General features: G+C 63.0%; 15 protein-coding genes. 3 read left to right on the top strand and 12 right to left on the bottom strand.

Annotated features, from left to right (window positions below):
• Positions 1-29: 29 nt before the first annotated feature.
• Complete coding sequence (locus tag P3T42_RS00075; protein ID WP_074299638.1) at positions 30-2,609, top strand: [protein-PII] uridylyltransferase; 2,580 nt, start codon at positions 30-32, stop codon at positions 2,607-2,609.
• 6 nt (positions 2,610-2,615) lie between these two features.
• On the top strand, positions 2,616-4,547 hold the full coding sequence (locus tag P3T42_RS00070) for a pseudouridine synthase (RefSeq protein WP_429304825.1): 1,932 nt from the start codon (positions 2,616-2,618) through the stop codon (positions 4,545-4,547).
• Positions 4,548-4,699: 152 nt separating this feature from the next.
• Here the strand turns inward: P3T42_RS00070 and def are convergent, their stop codons facing one another.
• Positions 4,700-5,233, bottom strand: a complete 534-nt coding sequence (gene def / locus P3T42_RS00065; protein WP_074299642.1) for a peptide deformylase — start codon at positions 5,231-5,233, stop codon at positions 4,700-4,702.
• Positions 5,230-7,281, bottom strand: a complete 2,052-nt coding sequence (gene ligA / locus P3T42_RS00060; RefSeq protein WP_074299644.1) for an NAD-dependent DNA ligase LigA — start codon at positions 7,279-7,281, stop codon at positions 5,230-5,232. Before ligA ends, def begins: the two co-directional genes overlap by 4 nt.
• Positions 7,282-7,509: 228 nt before the next feature.
• Here ligA and P3T42_RS00055 point away from each other — a divergent pair, with 228 nt between their 5' ends.
• Entirely contained in the window at positions 7,510-8,358 is an 849-nt protein-coding gene (locus tag P3T42_RS00055; protein ID WP_253190193.1) for a hypothetical protein, read from the top strand.
• A 153-nt stretch (positions 8,359-8,511) separates the two neighbouring features.
• On the opposite strand, the gene P3T42_RS00050 is transcribed toward P3T42_RS00055, so the two are convergent.
• The 10 genes from P3T42_RS00050 to P3T42_RS00005 all read right to left on the bottom strand — a co-directional run bounded on the left by P3T42_RS00050 (position 8,512) and on the right by P3T42_RS00005 (position 21,094).
• Positions 8,512-9,741 carry a cell division protein ZipA C-terminal FtsZ-binding domain-containing protein gene (locus P3T42_RS00050; RefSeq protein ID WP_074299646.1) on the bottom strand — a complete coding sequence of 410 codons (1,230 nt, stop codon included), beginning with the start codon at positions 9,739-9,741 and terminating at the stop codon, positions 8,512-8,514.
• 100 nt (positions 9,742-9,841) lie between these two features.
• Complete coding sequence (smc, locus tag P3T42_RS00045) at positions 9,842-13,360, bottom strand: chromosome segregation protein SMC (RefSeq protein WP_429304824.1); 3,519 nt, start codon at positions 13,358-13,360, stop codon at positions 9,842-9,844.
• A 179-nt stretch (positions 13,361-13,539) separates the two neighbouring features.
• Positions 13,540-14,469: a DMT family transporter gene (locus P3T42_RS00040; protein ID WP_429304823.1), complete on the bottom strand. Its 930-nt coding sequence runs from the start codon at positions 14,467-14,469 to the stop codon at positions 13,540-13,542.
• Positions 14,470-14,623: 154 nt separating this feature from the next.
• Positions 14,624-14,881 (bottom strand): hypothetical protein, encoded by a 258-nt coding sequence (locus P3T42_RS00035; protein ID WP_429304822.1) that lies wholly within the window; start codon positions 14,879-14,881, stop codon positions 14,624-14,626.
• A 415-nt stretch (positions 14,882-15,296) separates the two neighbouring features.
• Positions 15,297-15,461 (bottom strand): hypothetical protein, encoded by a 165-nt coding sequence (locus tag P3T42_RS00030; RefSeq protein ID WP_429304821.1) that lies wholly within the window; start codon positions 15,459-15,461, stop codon positions 15,297-15,299.
• Complete coding sequence (locus P3T42_RS00025) at positions 15,458-16,564, bottom strand: IS5 family transposase (RefSeq protein WP_429304820.1); 1,107 nt, start codon at positions 16,562-16,564, stop codon at positions 15,458-15,460. Before P3T42_RS00025 ends, P3T42_RS00030 begins: the two co-directional genes overlap by 4 nt.
• Before the next feature lie 77 nt (positions 16,565-16,641).
• Positions 16,642-17,415: a hypothetical protein gene (locus P3T42_RS00020; protein WP_429304819.1), complete on the bottom strand. Its 774-nt coding sequence runs from the start codon at positions 17,413-17,415 to the stop codon at positions 16,642-16,644.
• A gap of 33 nt (positions 17,416-17,448) precedes the next feature.
• A complete protein-coding gene (locus tag P3T42_RS00015) occupies positions 17,449-18,171 on the bottom strand; it encodes a hypothetical protein (protein WP_429304818.1) in 723 nt (240 codons plus the stop codon).
• Positions 18,172-18,272: 101 nt separating this feature from the next.
• Positions 18,273-20,540 (bottom strand): hypothetical protein, encoded by a 2,268-nt coding sequence (locus tag P3T42_RS00010; protein WP_429304817.1) that lies wholly within the window; start codon positions 20,538-20,540, stop codon positions 18,273-18,275.
• A gap of 329 nt (positions 20,541-20,869) precedes the next feature.
• Positions 20,870-21,094, bottom strand: coding sequence for a hypothetical protein (locus tag P3T42_RS00005; protein ID WP_429304816.1), 225 nt, complete (start codon positions 21,092-21,094; stop codon positions 20,870-20,872).
• Positions 21,095-21,238 lie beyond the last annotated feature (144 nt).

The raw sequence follows: 21,238 nt of genomic DNA, 5'->3' as shown, positions 1-21,238 counted from the left end.
CGGTCCTGAGTTCCCACTCGCGCGCGCCCATGAGCAGTGTTCCAGCCGTCGCCCATTCCGATGCCACGTCGCTCAAGGCGGACTACAAGGTGGCCAAAGCCAAGTCGCTGGAACGCTTCAAGCTGGCTACCAACGTCGAATCGTTGATGGGTGCGCTCGCACGCACGACCGACGAGTCGCTGCGCGGCGCGTGGAACGCCTGCGACATGCCGCCCTCGCTCGCGCTGCTGGCGGTCGGTGGGTATGGGCGCGGCGAGCTCGCGCCGCATTCGGACATCGACATCCTGGTGCTGCTGCCCGATCAGCCGGTCGCTCATCTGGAAGCGCGCATCGAACGCTTTATCAGCCTCGCGTGGGATCTGGGACTGGAACTCGGCAGCAGCGTGCGCTCCGTCTCGCAGTGCCTCGAAGAGGCGGCCAACGACGTCACCGTGCGCACCTCCTTGCTGGAAGCGCGCCGCATTACGGGCAGTGCGCCGCTGTTCGACGACTTTGCGCAGCGCTATCGCGCCGCGCTGGATCCGCGAGCGTTCTTCCAGGCAAAAGTGCTGGAAATGCGCCAGCGGCACGCCAAGTTCCAGGACACGCCCTACGCGCTCGAGCCGAACATCAAGGAAAGCCCCGGCGGCCTGCGCGACCTGCAGTTGATCCTGTGGGTCACCCAGGCAGCCGGTTTCGGCAGCAGTTGGCAAGAGCTGGAAACGCGCGGCCTGATTACCGAGCGCGAAGCGCGTGAGCTGGAGCGTAACGAAGGTTTTCTGAAAGCGCTGCGCGCCCGGCTGCACGTGATTGCAGGGCGCCGCCAGGACATCCTCGTATTCGACCTGCAGACGGCTGTAGCCGAAAGCTTCGGCTACAAGCCGACCGCCACCAAGCGCGCCAGCGAACAGCTGATGCGTCGTTATTACTGGGCCGCCAAGGCGGTCACCCAGTTGGCGACGATCCTGATCCAGAACATCGAGGCGCAACTGTTCCCGAACACGAGCGGCATCACGCGCGTGTTGTCGGACCGCTTCGTCGAGAAACAGGGCATGCTGGAAATCGCCCGCGACGACGTATTCGAGCGCGAACCGAACGCCATCCTCGAAGCCTTCCTGCTATACGAGCAGACGCCCGGCGTGAAGGGCCTGTCGGCGCGCACGCTGCGGGCAATCTATAACGCGCGCGACCTGATGGATCAGCACTGGCGCCGCGACCCGGAAAACCGGCGCCTGTTCATGGAAATCCTCAAGCAGCCCGCCGGGATCACCCACGCGCTGCGCCTGATGAACCAGACCAGCGTGCTGGGACGTTACCTGCTGAACTTCCGCCGCATTGTCGGGCAGATGCAGCACGACCTGTATCACGTCTACACGGTCGACCAGCACATCCTGATGGTGCTGCGTAACCTGCGCCGTTTTGCGGTCGCCGAGCACGCCCACGAATACCCGTTCTGCAGCCAGTTGATCGCCAACTTCGAGCGCCCATGGGTGCTGTACGTGGCCGCGCTGTTCCATGACATCGCCAAGGGCCGCGGCGGCGATCATTCGACGCTCGGCATGGCCGACACCCGCCGTTTCTGCCGCGAACACGGCATGGACAACGGCGACGGCGAACTGGCGGTGTGGTTGGTCCAGCACCATCTGACCATGAGCCAGGTCGCGCAGAAACAGGACACGAGCGATCCGGAGGTCGTCAAACGGTTTGCGGAACTGGTCGGCAACGAGCGGCACCTGACGGCGCTCTACCTGCTAACCGTTGCCGACATTCGCGGCACCAGCCCGAAGGTCTGGAACGGCTGGAAGGGCAAGCTCCTCGAAGACCTGTATCGGGCCACGCTGGCCGTGCTGGGCGGCGCGCGTCCCGACGCCCACTCCGAACTGAAGTCGCGCCAGGAAGAAGCGCTCGCGCTGCTGCGGCTCGAAACGGTGCCCGACAGCGCCCATGAGGCGCTGTGGGAGAAGCTCGACGTCGGCTACTTCCTGCGTCACGACGCGGCGGACATCGCGTGGCAAACGCGCGTGCTGTACCGCCATGTCGAAACGCCCACACCGATAGTCCGGGCTCGCCCGTCGCCGGTCGGCGAAGCGCTGCAGGTGCTGGTCTACGTCAAGGACCGCCCTGACCTGTTTGCCGGCATTTGCGCGTATTTCGACAAGAATGCGCTGTCGGTTCTCGATGCCCGCGTGAGCACGACTCGTCACGGTTACGCGCTGGACAACTTCATCGTCCAGCACACCGAAGAAGACGTGCATTATCGCGACATCGCCAATCTGGTCGAACAGGAACTGACCGCACGCCTCACGGCGGACGGTACCCTGTTGCCGGAGCCGTCGAAGGGGCGCTTGTCGCGCCTGTCGCGGACCTTCCCTGTTACGCCGCGCGTCGACCTTCGGGCTGACGACCGTGGCCAGTACTACATCCTGTCCGTGTCGGCGAACGACCGGCCAGGCCTTCTTTATTCGATCGCGCGCGTGCTGGCCGAGCACCAGGTCGGCGTCCAATCGGCGCGGATCAATACGCTCGGCGAACGCGTAGAGGACGTGTTCCTGCTGGACGGACGCGGCCTCTCGGACAACCGCCTGCAAATTCAGGTCGAAACCGAACTGCTGCGCGCGATCGCAGTGTGAGATTCCATGCGAGTCAAATTGACAGCCAAGCATCCGCGGTCGGCTTCGTCCGAACGCGCCCCTGTTCGCTCGGGCAGTACGACCGCGCGTAAGCCGACGCGCCCTGCCGGGCCGCGGCCCGCCACACCGGCCGCCGGTGAACGAGAAAGGGCACCGGCCGGCGCCGGCAAACGGCCGGCGGGCAAGCCCGCGGGCGCTGCGGGCGGCGCAAGCCGCGCGCCAAGCGGTGCGCGGCCGGCCCGCGCTGAAGGCTCGTTTTCGCGCGAACGCGATGCGGGCAGCGGCGGCGCTGCACGGCGTGCGCCGTCGGATCGGCCGCCGCGCCGCGACGAGGCAGGCGGCGCGCCGCGAAGGTTTGAGGGTGAACGTGGTGAGCGTGCGCCGCGCCGTGAAGGCTTTGCTGGTGCGCCGCGTCGCGCCGAGGGCGATCGGACTGAGCGCGCACCGCGCAGATTTGAAGGTGATCGGACCGAGCGCCCACCGCGACGCGAAGGTTTCGCCGGCGCACCGCGCCGCGCCGAGGGCGAACGTACTGAACGCCCGCCGCGCCGCGAAGGTTTTGCGGGTGCACCTCGCCGTACCGAAGGCGATCGGACCGAACGCCCGCCGCGCCGTGAAGGCCCCGGCGGCGCGCCACGCCGCGCTGAAGGCGACCGTGGCGAGCGGCCGGCACGTTTCGCGCGCGATGACAGTTCGCGTCGTCCGGCCGCCGGTGGCCCCCGGGGACCGCGCGGAGCAGACGACACACGCCGTCCCGGCAGCACATCCGAGCGGCCCCGCTTTGGCGCTGACCGCGCAGGCGCCGAGCCGCGCCGCACGTTCGACCGGGCGCCGCGCGACGAAAGCGCGCGGCGGGGTCCGGCCGGCGGCCGCGACGAGCGTCCGACTTCGAAGGAACGCGGCGAGCGCACGTTCGCATCACCCGTGAAGCGTGCCTACGGTGATCGCCCGGAGCGTACTCCGCGCGACGATCGCGGCACGCGCGCACCTGCCGCACGCGGCTTCGGCGACCGGCCGGCGCGTGCAGAGCATGCGGAGCGCCCGGAGCGCGGCGTACGCAGCGAGCGTCCGGCCCGCGCCGACAAGGCCCCGCGCGGCGCAGTACCGAGAGCGAGACCCACCCGTTCGGAAGAATCCGCGCCGCGCCCGGCCGCCCATCGCCGCGACCACGACGACGCGCCCGGCACCTTGCGCCTCTCCAAGCTGATGTCGGAGCTCGGCCTCTGCTCGCGTCGCGAAGCCGACGAATGGATCGAAAACGGCTGGGTAAAGGTCGACGGTCAAACCATCGACACCCTCGGCTCCAAGGTCCGCCCCGATCAGCGCATCGAGATCGATCCAGCAGCTCAGGCGATCCAGGCGCGCCTCGTCACGATCCTCATCAACAAACCGGTGGGCTACGTCTCGGGACAGGCTGAAGACGGCTATCAGCCCGCCGTCACGCTCGTCACGCCGGACAACCGCTGGGAAGGCGACCACTCGGACATCCGCTTCTCGGTGTCGCATCTGCGTCAGCTCGCCCCGGCGGGCCGGCTCGACATCGACTCCACCGGGCTGCTGGTACTGACCCAGGACGGCCGGATTGCCAAGCGGCTGATCGGCGGTCATTCGGAAGTCGAGAAGGAGTATCTGGTCCGCGTGACTTACGGCGAGATGACGGCCGGGATCGACCAGCACTTCCCACTCGAAAGTCTCGAGCTGCTGCGTCACGGCCTCGAACTCGACGACGTGCCGCTCAAGCCCGCCAAAGTAAGCTGGCAGAACAGCGAGCAATTGCGCTTCGTGTTGCGCGAGGGCAAGAAGCGGCAGATTCGCCGCATGTGCGAACTGGTCGGCCTCGAAGTGGTTGGCTTGAAGCGCGTGCGGATGGGCAGCGTACCGCTTGGCGCGTTGCCGCCGGGTCAGTGGCGTTATCTGTCGGCGGATGAGTCGTTCTGATCGTGCGCACGCGTTGAGCGCCGAGGCGTAAAGCGCGGCAAGGAAGAGCCAGCCAACGTGAAAAAGCCCATGCAGATGCATGGGCTTTTTTTCTGCGGAGCACCGAGGTCGCTACTAACGCCGGCGCACACGGTCATACAACCCCTACCCGCTCAATCGTCGCTATTCGGATCCAGGTCCGGGAACAGCACTTCGGTGAAGCCGAACTTCGCAAAGTCGTTGATCCGCATCGGATACAGCTTGCCGATCAGGTGATCGCACTCGTGCTGCACGACGCGTGCGTGGAAGCCTTCGGCGACGCGATCGATCGGTTTGCCGTACTGATCGAAGCCGTGATAGCGGATCATCGAGAAACGGCTGACGGCGCCACGCAATCCCGGCACCGACAGGCAGCCTTCCCAGCCCTCTTCCATGTCCTGCGACACCGGCGTAATGGTCGGATTGATCAGGACCGTTTCCGGCACCGGCGGCGCATCCGGATAGCGTTCGTTGTGGCCGAAGCCGAAAATCACCACCTGCAGGTCGACGCCGATCTGCGGCGCAGCGAGCCCCGCGCCGTTCGCGTCGTGCATGGTTTCGAACATGTCCTGCACGAGGGCATGCAACTCGGGGGTGTCGAAATGGTCGACCGGGGCGGCGATACGCAAAAGGCGCGGATCACCCATCTTGAGAATTTCGCGGATCATGTTATCTGCCCCTCCAGGAGCTTACGCATACCATCTTCGTCGAGTACGGGGACGCCGAGTTCCTCAGCTTTGGCAAGTTTGCTGCCCGCGTCTGCCCCCGCGACCACGTAATCGGTTTTCTTCGACACCGAACCGGCCACCTTCGCGCCCGCCGCTTCGAGCATTTCCTTCGCCTCTTCACGCGCCAGAGTCGGCAAGGTGCCGGTCAGCACGACCGTCTTGCCGGCCAGCACCCCTTGCGGCGCCTTCGGCGCGGGCGGACCCTCCGTCCACGTCACCCTGCCCGGCGCCCGTAACTGCTCGATCACCGTGCGGTTGTGCTCTTCGGCGAAAAACTGATGAATCGACTCGGCCACCACCGGCCCCACGTCGTTGACTTCCAGCAGTTCTTCGAGCGTGGCGTTCATGATCGGATCAAGCGAGCCGAAGTGCCTGGCCAGGTCCTTCGCCGTCGATTCTCCAACCTGACGAATCCCGAGTGCGTAAAGGAAGCGGGCCAGCGTGGTGTGCTTGGCCTTCTCGAGCGAGTCCAGCAGGTTCTGCGCGGACTTTTCAGCGAAGCGGTCGAGTTCGGCGAGCGTCCCAAAGCCAAGGTTGAACAGGTCGGCCGGCGTGCGCACCAGGTTCAGTTCGACCAGTTGGTCGATGATCTTTTCGCCGAGCCCGTCGATGTCGAGCGCGCGGCGCTGCGCGAAGTGCCACAGTGCCTGCTTGCGCTGGGCCGGACAGAACAGGCCGCCGGTGCAACGGGCAATGGCTTCATCAGGCAGGCGTTCGATGGCCGAGCCGCACACCGGGCACTGCGTGGGCATCACGAACTCGCTGGCATCCGCCGGGCGGCGTTCCATGAGCGCGCTCACCACCTCGGGGATCACGTCGCCGGCCCGCCGCACGATCACCGTATCGCCAATGCGGATGTCCTTGCGCCGCACCTCGTCCTCGTTGTGCAGCGTGGCATTCGTCACAGTTGCACCGCCGACGAACACCGGCTCGAGACGCGCCACAGGTGTGATCGCACCGGTGCGGCCAACCTGCACGTCGATCGCCAGCAGCTTCGTCAGCGCTTCCTGCGCCGGGAATTTATGCGCCAGCGCGAAGCGCGGCGCGCGCGACACGAAGCCGAGCGCGTCCTGCTCTTCGCGGGCGTTGACCTTGTACACCACGCCGTCGATGTCATACGGCAGCGCGTCGCGCTTCTCACCCACCGCGCGGAAGAACCCCAGCAGCCCTTCAGCGCCCTCTACCACCGCCCGCTCGCCATTGACCGGCAAGCCCAACTCGGCATACCAGTCGAGCAACGCGCTGTGGGTTGCCGGCATCGGCTCGCCATCGAGCACGCCAATGCCGTAAGCGAAGAACGACAACGGACGCTGCGCCGTGATCTTCGGATCGAGCTGGCGCAAGCTGCCGGCCGCCGCGTTGCGCGGGTTCGCAAATTCCTTGAGCCCTGCCGTGCGCTGCCGTTCGTTCATGCGGTCGAAATCGCGCTTGAACATCAGGACTTCGCCGCGCACGTCCAGTTGCTTCGGCACGCGCTTGCCCTTGAGCGTGAGCGGAATGGAGCGGATCGTGCGGACATTCTCCGTGACGTCTTCGCCCGTGGCGCCGTCGCCGCGCGTGGAGGCCTGCACGAAGCGGCCGTCCACATAGCGCAGCGAAATAGCCAGTCCGTCGAACTTGAGTTCGCACGCGTAGCTGACCGGCGTTTTGCCGAGCGCGTCGGCCACGCGCTTGTCGAACGCGGCGATATCTTCGTCGGCAAAACCGTTGTTCAACGACAGCATGGGCTGGTCGTGCACCACCGGATTGAAGCCGCTCGCGACCTCGCCGCCGACGCGCTGGGTAGGCGAGTCCGGTGTGATCAGATCCGGGTGTTCCGTTTCGATCTGTTGCAGCTCCTTGAAGAGCTTGTCGTATTCCGCGTCCGGCAGGTCCGGCTGGTCGAGTACGTAGTACGCGTGGTTCGCGCGTTCGAGTTCCGCGCGCAACCACACGGCACGTTCCGCCGGGGCGCTGCTTGCAGGGTTGGGGACACTAGTTCGAGCCATGCTATCGGAAGATTCGCCGGTGAAATTCAGACCTCAGATTATCGCAGGAACCGCCTGCCGTGGACATTGGCCGGATGGCCAGTTTCGTGCGCCTTCTCACCCACCCATGCCGTCGATCCTGGCCGAACGGCTAACGTCCCCCGCGCCGCATTGACACGCCTGCGGCGCGATGCGACCGTAAGCGGGTAAGCAAGACGCCGCACCGGCCCACTCAACACAGGAACGAGCATGCGCAATCTGACAACGGCAATCAGACATAGCCTCAACCGGCTGGCTTCGCTCGCCATGACGTTCTGCGCTCTGCTGAGCCTCCTGCACGCAGCGCCCGCCTGCGCGCTGGAACAGGTGGTCAGCGTGGCCGTGGCCGACAACGCGTCGATCGCCTATCTGCTGACGCAAAAGGACGGCAGTCACCCCGACTGGATCCTCGTGATGTTCGCCGGTGGCGACGGCGACCTGCAACTTGCGCAGGCTAGCGACGGCGCCATCAGCCTGCGTCTGAAGAACAATTTTCTCGTACGGGCACGCACGCTGATCGTCGACGACCGCTTTGCGACTGCACTCGTCGACGCCCCGTCCGACCAGCCCAGCGGCTACTCGGACGCGTTTCGCGCGTCGCCGCGGCATGCTCAGGATGTGGCCCGCGTCGCGGCCGACCTGCGCACCCGCTTCCCGGCGGCCAGGCTGGTGCTCGTCGGCACGAGCCGCGGCACGATTTCCTCGGCGTTCCTTGGACGGGCGCTGCCCGATACCTGGGACGCCGTGATCCACACGTCGACGCTAAGCACGCCGTCACGAGGTCAGGCGCTGCCGCTGGCCGGCTTCAACTACGGCGAGATCCATGCGCGGCAGCTCTTCGTTCATCACGTCGACGACGGCTGTTTTCTCTGTTCGTTCAGCGCGGCGAAGCGTATCGCGGAGGACGGCCACGATCTGATCGCGGTCAGCGGAGGAAGCGCGCGCGGCAACCCATGCGAGGCGATGGGGCATCACGGTTTTTATGGTCAGGATGAAGCGGTGGTGGCCGCGCTGAAGGCGTGGATCAGCGGTGCGGACTGGCCGAAGGAGGTGAGTTGATTGAGGCGCAGTTGCTGTGCAACGACGCCTCCTGGGGGAATATCCGCCACACACGCGGCGCCGCTGCTGCATCAGACGGCGAGGCACGCGTCGCGCGGCAGTGGCAGTGGCAGTGGCAGTGGCAGTGGCAACAGTAGCCCCAGTGGCCGCAGCCTACTGGCTAAACAACCGCCGCGTAGCCGGCGAGCCGGCCGGAATCCCCGCCTGCTCGAGTTTCGCGTACAAGGTCATCAGTTGCTTCTCGATCGCCAGCAGCGCGGTCTCCGGCAACGGACGACGGCCATCGTCCACCACCCGGCCGCCAATCCGCTCGGACAGCGACTTCGCGTAGTCGCACATCAAACGGAACGGCAGGATGTCTTCGTCGGCCACCGGCACGTCGAGCACCAGCGTGATCATCTGGCCGCCCTTATACGTGAGGTCGTCGCGCAGGAAATTGGTATCGCCGAACTGCAGCATGAACACCGGGCTCTGCTTCGCGTCGAGCTTCACGAAGCGGGTGCCGTCGCGCGAGAGCAGCAGGCCGTCCTGCGAGGCCACGGCCTGCACGTAGTTGGCCGACCACGGCGCGCCATCGGACAAGACGTTGATCGACAGTTGCGCGTCGCACTGGGCGGCGAAACCGTCCAGTTCACGCGCCATCGCCACCGTCTCCATCATGTCGGGGAATTCGGGCGCTGCGTCGATCGCATCGGCGAACTGCTGCACGCCGGTGACGAACTCGGAGAACTCCAGTTCGTTGAGCGGTCCGCTGCGGTTGGCCAGTTGCGCCGCGGCGCGCAGTTCTTCGTAGCGCACGCCGTTCTGCAGCAGTTCCCAGGCGCCGCCGCCTTCCGGCTTGCCTTCGATGTGCACCGGCTTGCTGCCTGCACGGCGCAGACGCTGCGCCAGCGGAATCACCTTGTCGCCCGCCAGCGGGCCGGCGAGGCGAATCGGCACGATGCAATCGATGCGCCGGTCCACAATGGCCGGCGGTGCCGAGGAGATCGTGGTCGCAGCGGGCAGGATCGGCTCGACCGGGTCGTCGACGCCGCCTGCAGCAGCCTCGCCCCCCGCCTCGGGGAAACCGTTCGGCGTCGTCGTCTCGGCCTGGATATCCGCCGGCGTATCGAGCGGCGCTGCCGTGCCGAAGGTGGGTTCGACGCGCGATCCGCTATCGCCCGCATCGTCGGACACAGGCTCGCGCCGCTGAGTGGGTCTGGCCGGTTCGATGAACGGGCTTTGTTCTTCCTGATCGTCCCGTGCAAAGGCTTCGGCGGTGTCGGCCGGCATTGGCCGCGGCATGCGGCGGCGCACTTTCGCGCCCTGCCATGCGTTGTACACCACCACGCCCCCGACCACCACGGCACCCGCGCCGATCAAACCGAGTGTCAACTCGTCCATGCATGCTCCATCAGCAATTCTTCTGTTTGCGCGGCGCCACGAGGTCTGCGCCGCGCGGCAACGAAGCCGCAGCGGGGGCGCAGACCGGCGCCGTCCGAACTCAAACGATATTCTGGGCGAAACCCGCGGCCGTTTCCATGTCGACCGCGACGATCCGCGACACGCCCTGCTCCTGCATCGTCACGCCGATCAGTTGCTGGGCCATTTCCATCGCGATCTTGTTGTGCGAAATGAACAGGAACTGGGTCTTGTCCGACATCGCACGCACGAGATTGGCAAAGCGCTCCGTGTTGGCGTCGTCGAGCGGCGCGTCCACTTCGTCGAGCAGACAGAACGGCGCAGGATTCAGCTGGAACATCGCGAACACCAGCGCGGTCGCGGTCAGCGCTTTCTCGCCGCCCGACAGCAGGTGAATCGTCGAATTCTTCTTGCCCGGCGGTTGGGCCATCACCTGCACGCCGGCATCGAGAATTTCGTCGCCGGTCATGATCAGCTTTGCCTGACCGCCGCCGAAGAGACGCGGGAACAGTTCGCCGAAGTGCTGGTTCACCTGATCGAAGGTCCCCTGCAGCAGCGTGCGGGTTTCCTGGTCGATCTTGTGGATCGCGTCTTCGAGCGTTTCGATCGCGCTGTTCAGATCGGCCGACTGCGCATCGAGGAAACTCTTGCGCTCGGTGGCGGCCTTCAGTTCGTCCAGCGCGGCCATGTTGACCGGACCGAGCGCGGCGATGGCGTTGTTCAACCGCGTTACTTCGCCTTGCAGGTAAGACGGCTTCATATCGGGCGTCAGTCGGGCCTGCAATTCGGCCTCGTCGACACCCGCTGCGGCGAGCTGTTCGATGAACTGTTCCGCGTTCAGGCGCGCGGCCTGTTCCTTCAGCTGCAGTTCGGTGATGCGGTCGCGCAGCGGCTGCAGCGCGCGCTCGGCAGTGAGACGCGTCTCGTCGAGAGCGCGCAGCTTGACGGTCAGGTCGTCGAGTTCGAGACGTGCGGCATGCAGCGCCTCTTCCTTGACCGCGCGAATTTCGAGCGCGCCCTGCAGACCCGTATGCGCCGTCTGCTCGTTGATCGTTTCGAGCTCGGCGCGCGCGTCTTCCAGCGAGGCCGCCACGCGCTCGCTCTGCTCGTGTGCGACCTGGATGCTGCGTTTCAGCTCGTCGATGCGGTTCGCCATGTTGCGCGCGGCAAAGCGCGCGTCGGTGGCGCCCCGGTCGAGATCGCGCGACTGTGCGCGCGCGGCGGTCAGTTCTTCGTCGAAGGCTTCGAAAGCCAACTGGTTGTCTTCGAAACGCGCCTGCAACTCGGCCAGCTCCGCGTCGTGACGTTCGAAGTTCGCCTCCGAGTCGCCGCGCAGCGCGCGCTGCTCGTCGATCTGGCCGGTGATTTCCTCGAGTTCCTCGCGGATCTGCGTGCTGCGCTGCATGTAGCGCTCATGCGCCTGGGTGAGCTTGAGCACATCCATCTGCAACGCGTGCACGCGCTGGGTTGCACGCTCGGCTTGCTGGCGCACGTCCGTCAAGGTCTGCGAGGCCTGCGTATGAGCGGCCTCGGCGCGAATCGCCGCGGACTTGGCTTCATCCGCGAGCAGCGCCTGGGCGCGCACCTGGCGCGTCAGGTTCTCGATTTCCTGCTGACGCGCCAGCATGCCGGCCTGCTCCGAATCGGCGGCGTACAACTGCACGCCGACCCGCGTCACCACGTGGCCGGCCTTGACGACAAACGAACCGCCCTCGGGCAGTTGCGAGCGCATCGCCAGCGCCTGGGCCAGATCGTCGGCCACGAAGGCGAGGCCGAGCCAATCGTTCAGGACTGCGCGCAAACCGGCGTCGTCGATGCGCACCAGCGACAGCAGCGGGCGCAGCGTAGAAGCATTCGCCACCGGCGCAGCCGCCAGCGGCGGTGCATAAAACGCGAGCTTGGCGGGCGGCGCATCGGTAGCGAACGCCTTGACCCAGTCGAGATTCGACACTTCGAGCGCCGCGAGCCGCTCGCGCAGCACGGCTTCGAGGGCGGTTTCCCAACCGGCTTCGACATGCAGCTTCTTCCACAGACGCGGCAGGCTGTTCAGCTCGTGCTTCTCGAGCCAGGGCTGGATCTTGCCTTCGGTCTGGACGTTTTCCTGCAACTGCTTGAGGGCCGCGAGCCGCGCGTCAAGCTGATGAATCTGCGCGGTTTCCGCCTGCACGCGTTCCTGCGCGCTGCGCCGTTCGCCATCGAGACGCGGCAGCGTCTCCTGGGCATCGGCGAGGCGCGTTTGCGCGTCGTGCAGAATCTCTTCGTTTTCGGCCAGCTGCATGCGCAGCTCTTCGAGCTGGGCTTCATCGGGCGCGTCGAGACCGCCCGCTTCCGACTTCAACCGCTCATGACGCTGCTGCAACTGCTGCAGTTGCTGGTCGGCGTTGCGCTGGTGGGCCGCTTCGAGCTTGAGCGCCTGCTCGGTCTGGGCAATGCCGCCGCGCTCTTCGTTCAGTTGCGTCTGCGCATCGCGCCAGCGCGCTTCGAGCGCCGGCATGGCGTCGTGCTTCGCCGCGGCTTCGTCTTCGGCAAGGGCGGCTTTCTCTTCCGCTACGGCCAGTTGTTCTTCGGCGTCTTCGAGATCGCCTTGCGCCTTCTGCGCCTGCGAGAGCCACTGCTCGCGCTGCGCGGTCAGCGCGGCAATCTGCGCCTGCACGCGGTTGCGCGACTCGACGATGAACTTGATCTCGGCTTCGAGGCGGCTGACTTCGGCGTTCGCTTCATAGAGCGCGCCTTGCGCGCCCTGCATGGCGTCGCTCGCCGAGTAGTGCGCGACCCGCAGCGTCTCCAGTTGCGCTTCGACTTCGCGCAGCTTCGCGGTGTGCGCTTCGAGGTCGATCTGCGCCTGTTCGATGGCGCGTTGCTGGCGTTCCTGCTCGCCGCCGGCTTCGTTCTTGCGCAGCAGCCACAACAGGCGCTGCTTCATTTCGCCGTCGGCCTGCAGCTCCTTGAATCTGGTCGCGACGACGGCCTGGCCTTCGAGCTTTTCCAGGTTCGTCGAGAGTTCGCGGACGATGTCTTCCACCCGCGTCAGATTCTCGCGCGTGTCGTGCAGGCGGCTCTCGGTTTCGCGGCGGCGTTCCTTGTACTTCGACACCCCGGCGGCTTCTTCGAGAAACACCCGCAGCTCTTCCGGCTTCGCCTCGATCAGGCGGGCGATCATGCCCTGTCCGATGATGGCGTAGGCGCGCGGCCCGAGGCCGGTGCCGAGGAAGATGTCCTGAATGTCGCGGCGGCGCGCCGGCAGGTTGTTGATGTAGTAGCTCGAAGTGCCGTCGCGCGTCAGCACGCGCTTGACGGCGATTTCGGCATACTGCCCCCACTGGCCGGCGGCGCGGCCGTCGGCGTTGTCGAACACGAGTTCGACGCTGGCGCGGCTACCCGGCTTGCGCGCGGTGGAGCCGTTGAAGATCACGTCCTGCATCGACTCGCCGCGCAGCTCGGAGGCGCGCGATTCGCCGAGCACCCAGCGCACGGCGTCGATGATGTTGGACTTGCCGCAACCATTGGGACCGACCACGCCGACAAGCTGGCCCGGAACCTGGAAATGCGTGGGATCGACGAATGACTTGAAGCCAGCGAGTTTGATCGAGGTCAGACGCACGGCGATATCGCTGATTGAAAAGGGAAAATAAAGGTGGACCGCAAGGGCCGCGCGAGCCGTTCGCCGCTACGGCGAAACGACCCCTGCCAGCCCCGCGATACGGACGCCGCACACGCCCCGCAAGGCGCGCATCGGCAAGCAGGGGCAATCATACCATCGCCCGTGAGCCATTCTGGCGCTCAGGCGGCCGATTGATGCGCCGCCCCGCTTCCGGACTGGCTGCGCGTGCGATGCACCCAGCTCGACAGCGCGGACGCCAGCACGATGCACGCGCCGCCCGTCCATTCGCGCGGGCCGGGCATCTCGCCGGCAAAAAGCCACGCGGAGAGCGCCGTCACCACGATCTCGAACAGCATGATGATCGACGCCCGGTTGGCCGGAATGCGCGCCACGCCGTATTGCACCAGCATATTGTTCGACGCCAGCAGGAAACCGAGGCCCATGACCAGTAGCGCCGCCGTGCCGAGATGCGCGCCGGTGGGCGGGTTGGGCATTGCTTCGAATAGCGACGCACAGGCGCCGAAGATCGCCGCGCCGCCGAAAATCGTCGCCGTGCGCATTTCCGCCTTCATCTCGGGCAGATCCCGGCTCGTCTTCAGGATCAACACGTTGCTCATGGCGAAGCCCATGCCACCCACCAGCCCGCCCCACTCGGCCAGACTGGCCGGCACCGGCAAGCCGATCTGCGGCGACCAGAGCATCGCCATGGCGCCCGCCAGCGACAGCGCCGCGAGCGCGGCGCCCGTCCACGTCAGGCGTTCATGCAGAATGAAATGCGCGAACAGCGCGGTCCATGCCGGGGTGAGATAGAAGAGCAGCAGGACGCGCATCACCTGGCCGTGGATCGAGCCCCACACGAAGCCGAGATTGGTGACCCCGGCCGCCAGCGCCAGGGCGGGCAGCAGCCAGTGCCAGCGCACCGTGCGGATGGCGCGGTGGCGCACCAGCAGCACGAACAGGCAGCCGGCGCCGCTCGTCAGCGCGCTCGCGGCCGTGCCGGTCACGCCGAGCGCGGCCAGCATGCGCAACGGATACCAGATCATGCCCCACACCGACGCGCCCAGCATGATGGCGAGCGTCGGCCAGCTCGTGCGAAGCCCGTTGTTCATAGGGTGGCGCTCCTGCCGTTTGCCTGGAGGGCGGCCCAAATTGCGGCCTGAATTGCGCCTCCCGCCCCCGAATCGCCCCCCGAATTAAATTGAATCGACTTCGGGTCCTGCTGCAAACTTGCGCGCACATCTTTCATAGGTCAGGTGAAAGGCCTCAGCTAGCATCGAGCGCCGTCTCGTAGTCGACGTTCGGAACACCTCTTTCTAGCCGAGAACTCAGGCGCGCAATGCAGCGTTGACCGTCAGCCAGAGCGACCTCGTAGATGTCGTTAAAGCCCGACTGCAACAACGTGCAATCAGCGATGGGCCCGATTTCGAAAGCTTGCTCAAGCACTCTACGAATTTCGTCGCCCCCGATGGTCGAGTAGACTGCCCGTATCGGGCTTGAACCATCCGTCTGAGTGGCCAGCATCGTCGCAATCCTTCGGGAGAACACCAGCGTGAGATTATGCTCCGACTATCCGGTCGAAAAAATCACTGGATCATGCTAATGCATTGCTCCAGGTTGCCACTCCATCCATTTCGCATCATCCTGCCAGTCAGGATGCGTGATCGTCAATCCAACCTGCGCCGATATCCGAACCATTTACAGGCAGATCGTTGACACATCAGTGATGAAACGTCTACGGGAGGCCCCTCCGGCACATAACGCGTACTGTAGGCGTCCGATCCGAAGGCACCCAATTTCCGGAACTAACCAGGACACAGACGACGAACCGCTTCAACTTGCCGCCCCGGATTTTGTCCATCGGGACTGACGCGGCTCTATTCGTCAAAGTCTTTTACACCATGCTCGGCGACGTGCCGCCACTGACATACGATCCTGTCTAGCAGGCTGTTGAAAAGCGCCCCGTCATGAAGACCGAAGCAGTGTTCACGAGGTTGCCAAATGCGATTTGCTGCTGAATGGCGGGTTCGCACGGTGATTTTTGCAGGCAATGCGCGTGCGCGCAGGCGGCGCGCCGTGCATTCGCCATGCCGTGGCGGCTCATGGCGTCGCGCCTTGCAGCACCACACCTGGCATTCGGGCCATGCGGGTCAGATTGCTCGCAACCATGGTCAGCTTGAAGTGCTGGTCGACTCGCCGGATGCCGCGATAGACAGTCTGCCGCATCCGACCGACCGTTTTACCCCAGCCGAAGTGCTCCTCGATACGCTTGCGGATGACCTGACTGGTCCGATAGCCCGCATGCCGCGAAGTGCGACCGTCGATTGCGCTTCCACCAGAACGCTCGTCGTTGCGCGCAACATGCGGCGTCACGTTGCGCGCGCGGCAATCGTTCACGAAGTCGCGCGTGTCATAGGCCTTGTCGGCGCCCACTGTCTTCGCATGAGTGCCGGGCACGCAGTCGAGCAGCCGCAAGGCACTGGCCCGCTCCGCAAGGCCGTCCGCGTGACTCACTACGGCGCCGACCACCAGTCCCGAGCGGTTCTCCATCAGGATGTGCCCGTGGTAGCACAGAATGGCTGGACTCTTGCGGCTCTTCTTGAACAGACGTGCATCCGGATCCGTACCCGACTCATGCGTCTCGTTGCTGCGCCGCTTGCCCTTCCAGTTCGTGTCGGCATTGCGCCCGCCGCTTGCCGGCGGACCATCGTCCGAGCCGTCCTTCGCACGGAAGCTCTTGTGGCTGGCCCATGCCTGGATCAGCGTGCCGTCCACCGAGAAATGGTCTCGCGACAGCAGGCCTTGCTTGTCGGCCAGGTTCATGACTTCGGTAAAGAACGCTTCGACGACTTCATGCTCCAGCAGCCGGTCGCGGTTCTTCGAGAACACCGAGTGGTCCCACACGGCGTCCTCGATCGCCAGCCCGACAAACCAGCGGAACAGCAGGTTGTAGCGCATCTGCTCCATCAGCATACGCTCGCTGCGCACCGAGTAGAACACCTGCAACAGCAGCGCCCGCATCAGCTTCTCGGGCGCAATCGAAGCCCGGCCAGTGTCCGCGTAGATGACGCTGAACAGCCCGTTGAGCCGCTTCAACGCATCATTCACCAGCAACCGGATCGGTCGCAACGGGTGATCTGCCGGGACGAAGTCCTCCAGCCTGACTGTTGTGAACAGGGGTTCCTGCATCTCATCCATTCCGCGCATCGGATCCGCTGCCAAAGATCATGAACACGATATCCATAACGTTCGTCCCCCAAACCCCGTTTACACGGGATCCAAATTCAACAGCCTGCTAGGTCGTCAGTCAGTGCGTGCTGCGAGTCGGGCCAAATCGCGGTCATTTGATCGGTCGCCTTGACGATGAATGGCATCGCGTATCGCAACGGCATCGACGTAAGCTGAATCGCTTCGGGGCTCCCGGCCCTGAAATGCATCAGTTGATGTATCGCGAAAGGGAACGTGTGTACGTACTGAGACAGAAACATGATCGCCGTCAGGTAAAAGTCATGATCGACACCGTTAGCTGCGTTCAGCTCCCTTTGTGTAAGGTGAAGCGCCTCACCTCTCGTTACGCGCACCCGCAGTTCCTTCGATGCATTCGCGAAGCAATCATGCGATTTGATCTGTTCGGAGAGCGCGGCGGCCTTCTGGCGAATCTCATCAACACGAGTATCGACTGATCCGATTTTTTCGAGCATCGTCAGGCGGCGCGCCTGGTCGTGCGCGTCCCAGAGCAAGATTCGAAATTCACGTTCGGACGGGCTGATTTGCGGTGCGCCGATATACGCTAAGGCGTCGTAGGCCTCGATTAACGAGCGCCCCACTGCGCACGCTGATGGCAAGTCCCAAAGTTCTTGCGGGACGCTGGCATCGAGCGTCGGGGAAAGTCGTCGCAAGCTGACGCCATGGCAAATCAGCTTGGTGAAGATCGTATCGACGTAAGCCAAGTGCTGCCCATCAATGGCGCGGCCCGTCAGTCGATTGCAGAGCACGAAGGCATGGGAAATCAGCGCGTCAAATTCAGCGAGGATTCCCTTGTAAATTTCGGGCGTCACGCGTCCCCCTTGCGGTTACATTGACCATCCAAGTCATCGCCACGTCGGCACCTCGATAGAAGCAAAGTGCGTTCTGTAGAGAAATATTCGCTCGAAGGCCCCAGCATCGACCGTTGCCCCTTCCGGCCAAGAGATGTCCTGATCGGAAGCTGGATTCCAGAAATCGATGACGATCAACAACCAGTATGTATCACAGGCGCGGTATTTCTTTGCCAGTTCCGTCTTTTCCGCTACGGCTTTTTCGATGCGCGGTAACGCGAGCAAGGGCGTACCGTAGCTTTGCGTTACTCGCCATCTCGCGTCGGGGTATTCGCGACCGTTCCAATACGCCCAGGTCAATTCTGGAATGTGATCAAACGTGCAGTCGGGGATGCCGCCCGATGGCCCTTGCTCGATGCGGCGCCCCAGTTCGGCGATGGCCTTGGCCAGCGGTTCAACCTTTCGTATCGGCTTCTTGAAATCGAACGCGAAATGAAGCTCGATTGAGCGCCCTCCTGCCTCACGATGTAATGATTGTGCCCGCTGGAGTACCGCGTCGCGGTGCCGTCGCTGTACTTGCTCGCTGTCCGGGTTATCACCGTCCGCGAGATACAAATCCGTAATTTCGATGCCAATTTTGCGCGGGCCGTCAATGATCACATCGGGCTTGTCGCCATAGACGACTCGCCCTTCAGGCAGTTCGAAGTCGCGCGCGAACATTTCGAAGACAGCTTTTTCCTGTTCTTGTTTTTTCTGGTTCTTGGTAGAACGGCCCATCGAATTATTCTCCAACAGACGACGCTGCGCCGGGGGCTTCGAACCTTCGCCAGCGCGAGCGGCCATCGACAGGCCGTAGTTTTGAACCGCTAGCCTTGTGCTCAGTTAGCACCTTTCCTCAGCAGCCGCAATTTTTCAATCTGCCTTGAGAGATACGAAATCTCCTCTTTTAGGTGCGATTTCGTCTCCGGCTCTTTCAGAAACTCACTGTTCAGACGCGTTCGACGCTTTTTCAGCCGTTCGTACTCCGACGTCAGATTACCGAACGAATGTGCATAACGTGCTTTTGCTGCCTTGGTCGCTGGCGATGCGCTGTCCCTCCTGGCACGTTCCTTTTCCAATCTTTCTGTGTCACGCTTCGATAACTTTGCGTCCGGTACGAACGTCAGCACCGTAGCCGGTTTCCATCCTTCAACAATTTCCGCCGGATCGGCAATCGTGATTTTGATTGCCTTCTGTCCATCGCGAGCAGAACCAAGCTGCCGCGCTACGCCTTCGGCCAATTCCCGGTCGGTCACGATGAACAGGCATGGCCGCGTCTGAGGTTTGCCGTCGTCATCAAATGCTTGCCGAACGTTCACGCGCAGCAGAAACTGGATACACGCGTCAATGGTACGGTCCAATCCAGAATCATACATAGGCGCAATGTGTTTCATTAGCGCTGCCTGCGATGGTGTTAGCTTCAGTGTCGCCAGAAATGCCGCAGCCTGGTATTCCATGAAGCCGTTGATTCCCTGCTGCATCGGCGGCACATACGTTATCAATTTGCCCAGCGTTCGCGTGATTCCGAATTCTTCATCGTAGGTGCGCTTGCTCTTGGCGTCATACATGACATTCGTCGTCAGCAGCAGCGGCTTTTTGCATCGGTGTACGGCTGGCAGCGATGCATTCCACGCATCGTAAACCTTGCAGGCCCTCATCGCAGCGAACAGGAGCGGACGATATTTTAAAGGCTTCGCGTGTTTCCTGATTATCAGACAGAACGCCGATTCAGTGTGTTGTAGCGCCCGTGCGTACTCCAGGAACGGTTTCAGTTTCGGCACGGGCAACAAATCGTGTGGATCGCGCTTTTTGTTCTCATCGAGAGCGTGCCAACGTTCATAACGCGTCTGCCAGCGAAGCTTCGAGTCGTGTGCATGATACTCCGTGTGCAGCGCCGAATAGTCACCAGGGCTCACCACGATTCCGTCCTTCAGGTGCCCCTTGGACAGGGAGAAATGCGACGGCCTTTCGTCATCGTCACTACCCGGAAAGTCACTAAACAGAGGGACGAGAGTGCAACGGCTCTCGATGCCTTGGCGGATGACTCTCACGCGTTCAGGGTCCAACATAGCACCATTCACGTTCGCATCTAGCAGTTCGACACGGTCCTGATACGGCGTAGCCAGGTTCCATTTAATCCAGCCCTCCTTTGTGTAACCATCAAAGCCTAGGCTCTGCCGATGCTTCAGGATGTGGAACATCTGGCTGGATTCGAAAAAAGCCGAACATATCGTGACTTTTTTGAAACCGTAGAACAGATGCGCAGGCGATAATAGCGTGTTGAACGTGAACACCATTTCGCCATCTTCCTCGGACGATGAATTGAAGGCAATCCACGCTTCCAGCCGACCGTTCGCCACGTGTTGCAGGAATTCGTAAAGCGGCTTCGACCGCGCCGCTGTCCATTTGAGTTTCGTTGCACTCTCCCAGATTGACCGCAGCCGATCTTCCGATGGCGCGGGTTCGCTTGACTTCCAGGTCCACAGTTCGAAGAAGTTTCCGGTAGGCTTGCATTCGTCATCAACTACAGGCTGACGATTCGCAACGATGTAGCGGTTGCGCAACTCCTGATACACCGCATCGGGAATCCTGACCGATTTGTTTGACTCAAGCTGAAGGCAGTCGCGAGCTTCGTCAAACATCAGGTGCACACGCTGCTGCCCTTTGAAATTCGACGGTAGATTGATAATCGCCGCGTGCGTCGTCAGGATGACATGGCCGTTCGGAATCATTTCGATGCCCGCCTGGTAGTCGTCGCCGCGCTGCCCAACCATGTGAAGCTCGAACTGCTTGGTTGTCGTTTCCCGAATGATTTCTGCATTCAACTGCTCGATGATCTCCTTGTGCTCAAGATGCTTGCGTGCCTGAACGTACTTTTCCTCATCGTTTGGCGCACGAACAATGCGAATCTTGTCCGCGTGCTTCGTGCTGTGTTTCAAGATGTCGTTCAGGAACTGTTCGAGCAGAACAACCGTAGGAAATGCGACAACGATAATGTGCGAAGGATAAACCTCACGGAACAAAGAAAGTACCGCCTGTAAAATGGCGTGCGTTTTGCCCGCGCCGGGGTACGCTGACAGAAAATAGATCAGATTTAACGTGGACATGATTTAAACAGGCAGGAAGATGAAATGCGGGCCGCGACAATTCAGGCATTGACCGTCGCTGCCCCTTCTGGAATTCCCGTTGGGCTTTCCTGCTGCTTATTTACTTCCGTGTCCCCGAAGGTATGCTGTCTAAGTGGATGAAAAACCTTCGGGGACACAAAGTGTCGATATCCCTATGAAAAGTGGCCGTATTCGCTCATTTTGGCGCGAAGCGCCGTATTGAGCAAACCGGCCGTCTGTGAATTACCGCGGAAGTGCACTGCGCGAGAGTGAACCGATGGACGGGAGGACGGCGGTAACGCCTTCAAATGTCGCGGCCCGAATTTTCTCTAGCGGAACCCGCGTGCAATCGTGAATATGTAACTCACTGGCACATCGAATTGTCTTATTGATTTCCACTGCGTGTCGAAATCTTTCTGCCCCTTGTGATACCACTGGCGCGCTTCTGCTTCCATGCCTGCGCCTTTCAGCGCGCATAGAATTTTGAAACGCGTCTCGTGATCGAGTTGCGCCGCCGGAGTCCTGTCCAACGCACTGATGATCAGAAATTGCATGCGTGAGTCGACAGCAACGGCGAGCATGTTGGAAGCCGCACCGTCTACTCCATTCCATTACACACAAGTCGGCGTGAGCGGCTTGTAAACTTTCGCGACTTGCCGTTTACTCTTGCTTTTTGCACGACGCGCGAATGGCACAGG

The organism is Paraburkholderia sp. GAS38, assembly GCF_050434965.1.
In the GTDB taxonomy this organism is placed as follows: domain Bacteria; phylum Pseudomonadota; class Gammaproteobacteria; order Burkholderiales; family Burkholderiaceae; genus Paraburkholderia; species Paraburkholderia phenazinium_A.
The sequence above is the reverse complement of the archived record's forward strand: the minus strand, read 5'-3'. Positions and strand labels throughout refer to the sequence as shown.

Bases quoted from the DNA above. Each gene is read 5' to 3' on its own strand.
- P3T42_RS00015 (WP_429304818.1), bottom strand. From the start codon at position 18,171: ATGGGCCGTTCTACCAAGAACCAGAAAAAACAAGAACAGGAAAAAGCT.
- ligA (WP_074299644.1), bottom strand. From the start codon at position 7,281: ATGGCTCGAACTAGTGTCCCCAACCCTGCAAGCAGCGCCCCGGCGGAA.
- P3T42_RS00035 (WP_429304822.1), bottom strand. From the start codon at position 14,881: ATGCTGGCCACTCAGACGGATGGTTCAAGCCCGATACGGGCAGTCTAC.
- P3T42_RS00025 (WP_429304820.1), bottom strand. From the start codon at position 16,564: ATGCGCGGAATGGATGAGATGCAGGAACCCCTGTTCACAACAGTCAGG.
- P3T42_RS00050 (WP_074299646.1), bottom strand. From the start codon at position 9,741: ATGGACGAGTTGACACTCGGTTTGATCGGCGCGGGTGCCGTGGTGGTC.
- def (WP_074299642.1), bottom strand. From the start codon at position 5,233: ATGATCCGCGAAATTCTCAAGATGGGTGATCCGCGCCTTTTGCGTATC.
- P3T42_RS00075 (WP_074299638.1), top strand. From the start codon at position 30: ATGAGCAGTGTTCCAGCCGTCGCCCATTCCGATGCCACGTCGCTCAAG.
- P3T42_RS00030 (WP_429304821.1), bottom strand. From the start codon at position 15,461: ATGAGCCGCCACGGCATGGCGAATGCACGGCGCGCCGCCTGCGCGCAC.
- P3T42_RS00070 (WP_429304825.1), top strand. From the start codon at position 2,616: ATGCGAGTCAAATTGACAGCCAAGCATCCGCGGTCGGCTTCGTCCGAA.
- P3T42_RS00005 (WP_429304816.1), bottom strand. From the start codon at position 21,094: ATGCAATTTCTGATCATCAGTGCGTTGGACAGGACTCCGGCGGCGCAA.
- P3T42_RS00010 (WP_429304817.1), bottom strand. From the start codon at position 20,540: ATGTCCACGTTAAATCTGATCTATTTTCTGTCAGCGTACCCCGGCGCG.
- P3T42_RS00040 (WP_429304823.1), bottom strand. From the start codon at position 14,469: ATGAACAACGGGCTTCGCACGAGCTGGCCGACGCTCGCCATCATGCTG.
- P3T42_RS00055 (WP_253190193.1), top strand. From the start codon at position 7,510: ATGCGCAATCTGACAACGGCAATCAGACATAGCCTCAACCGGCTGGCT.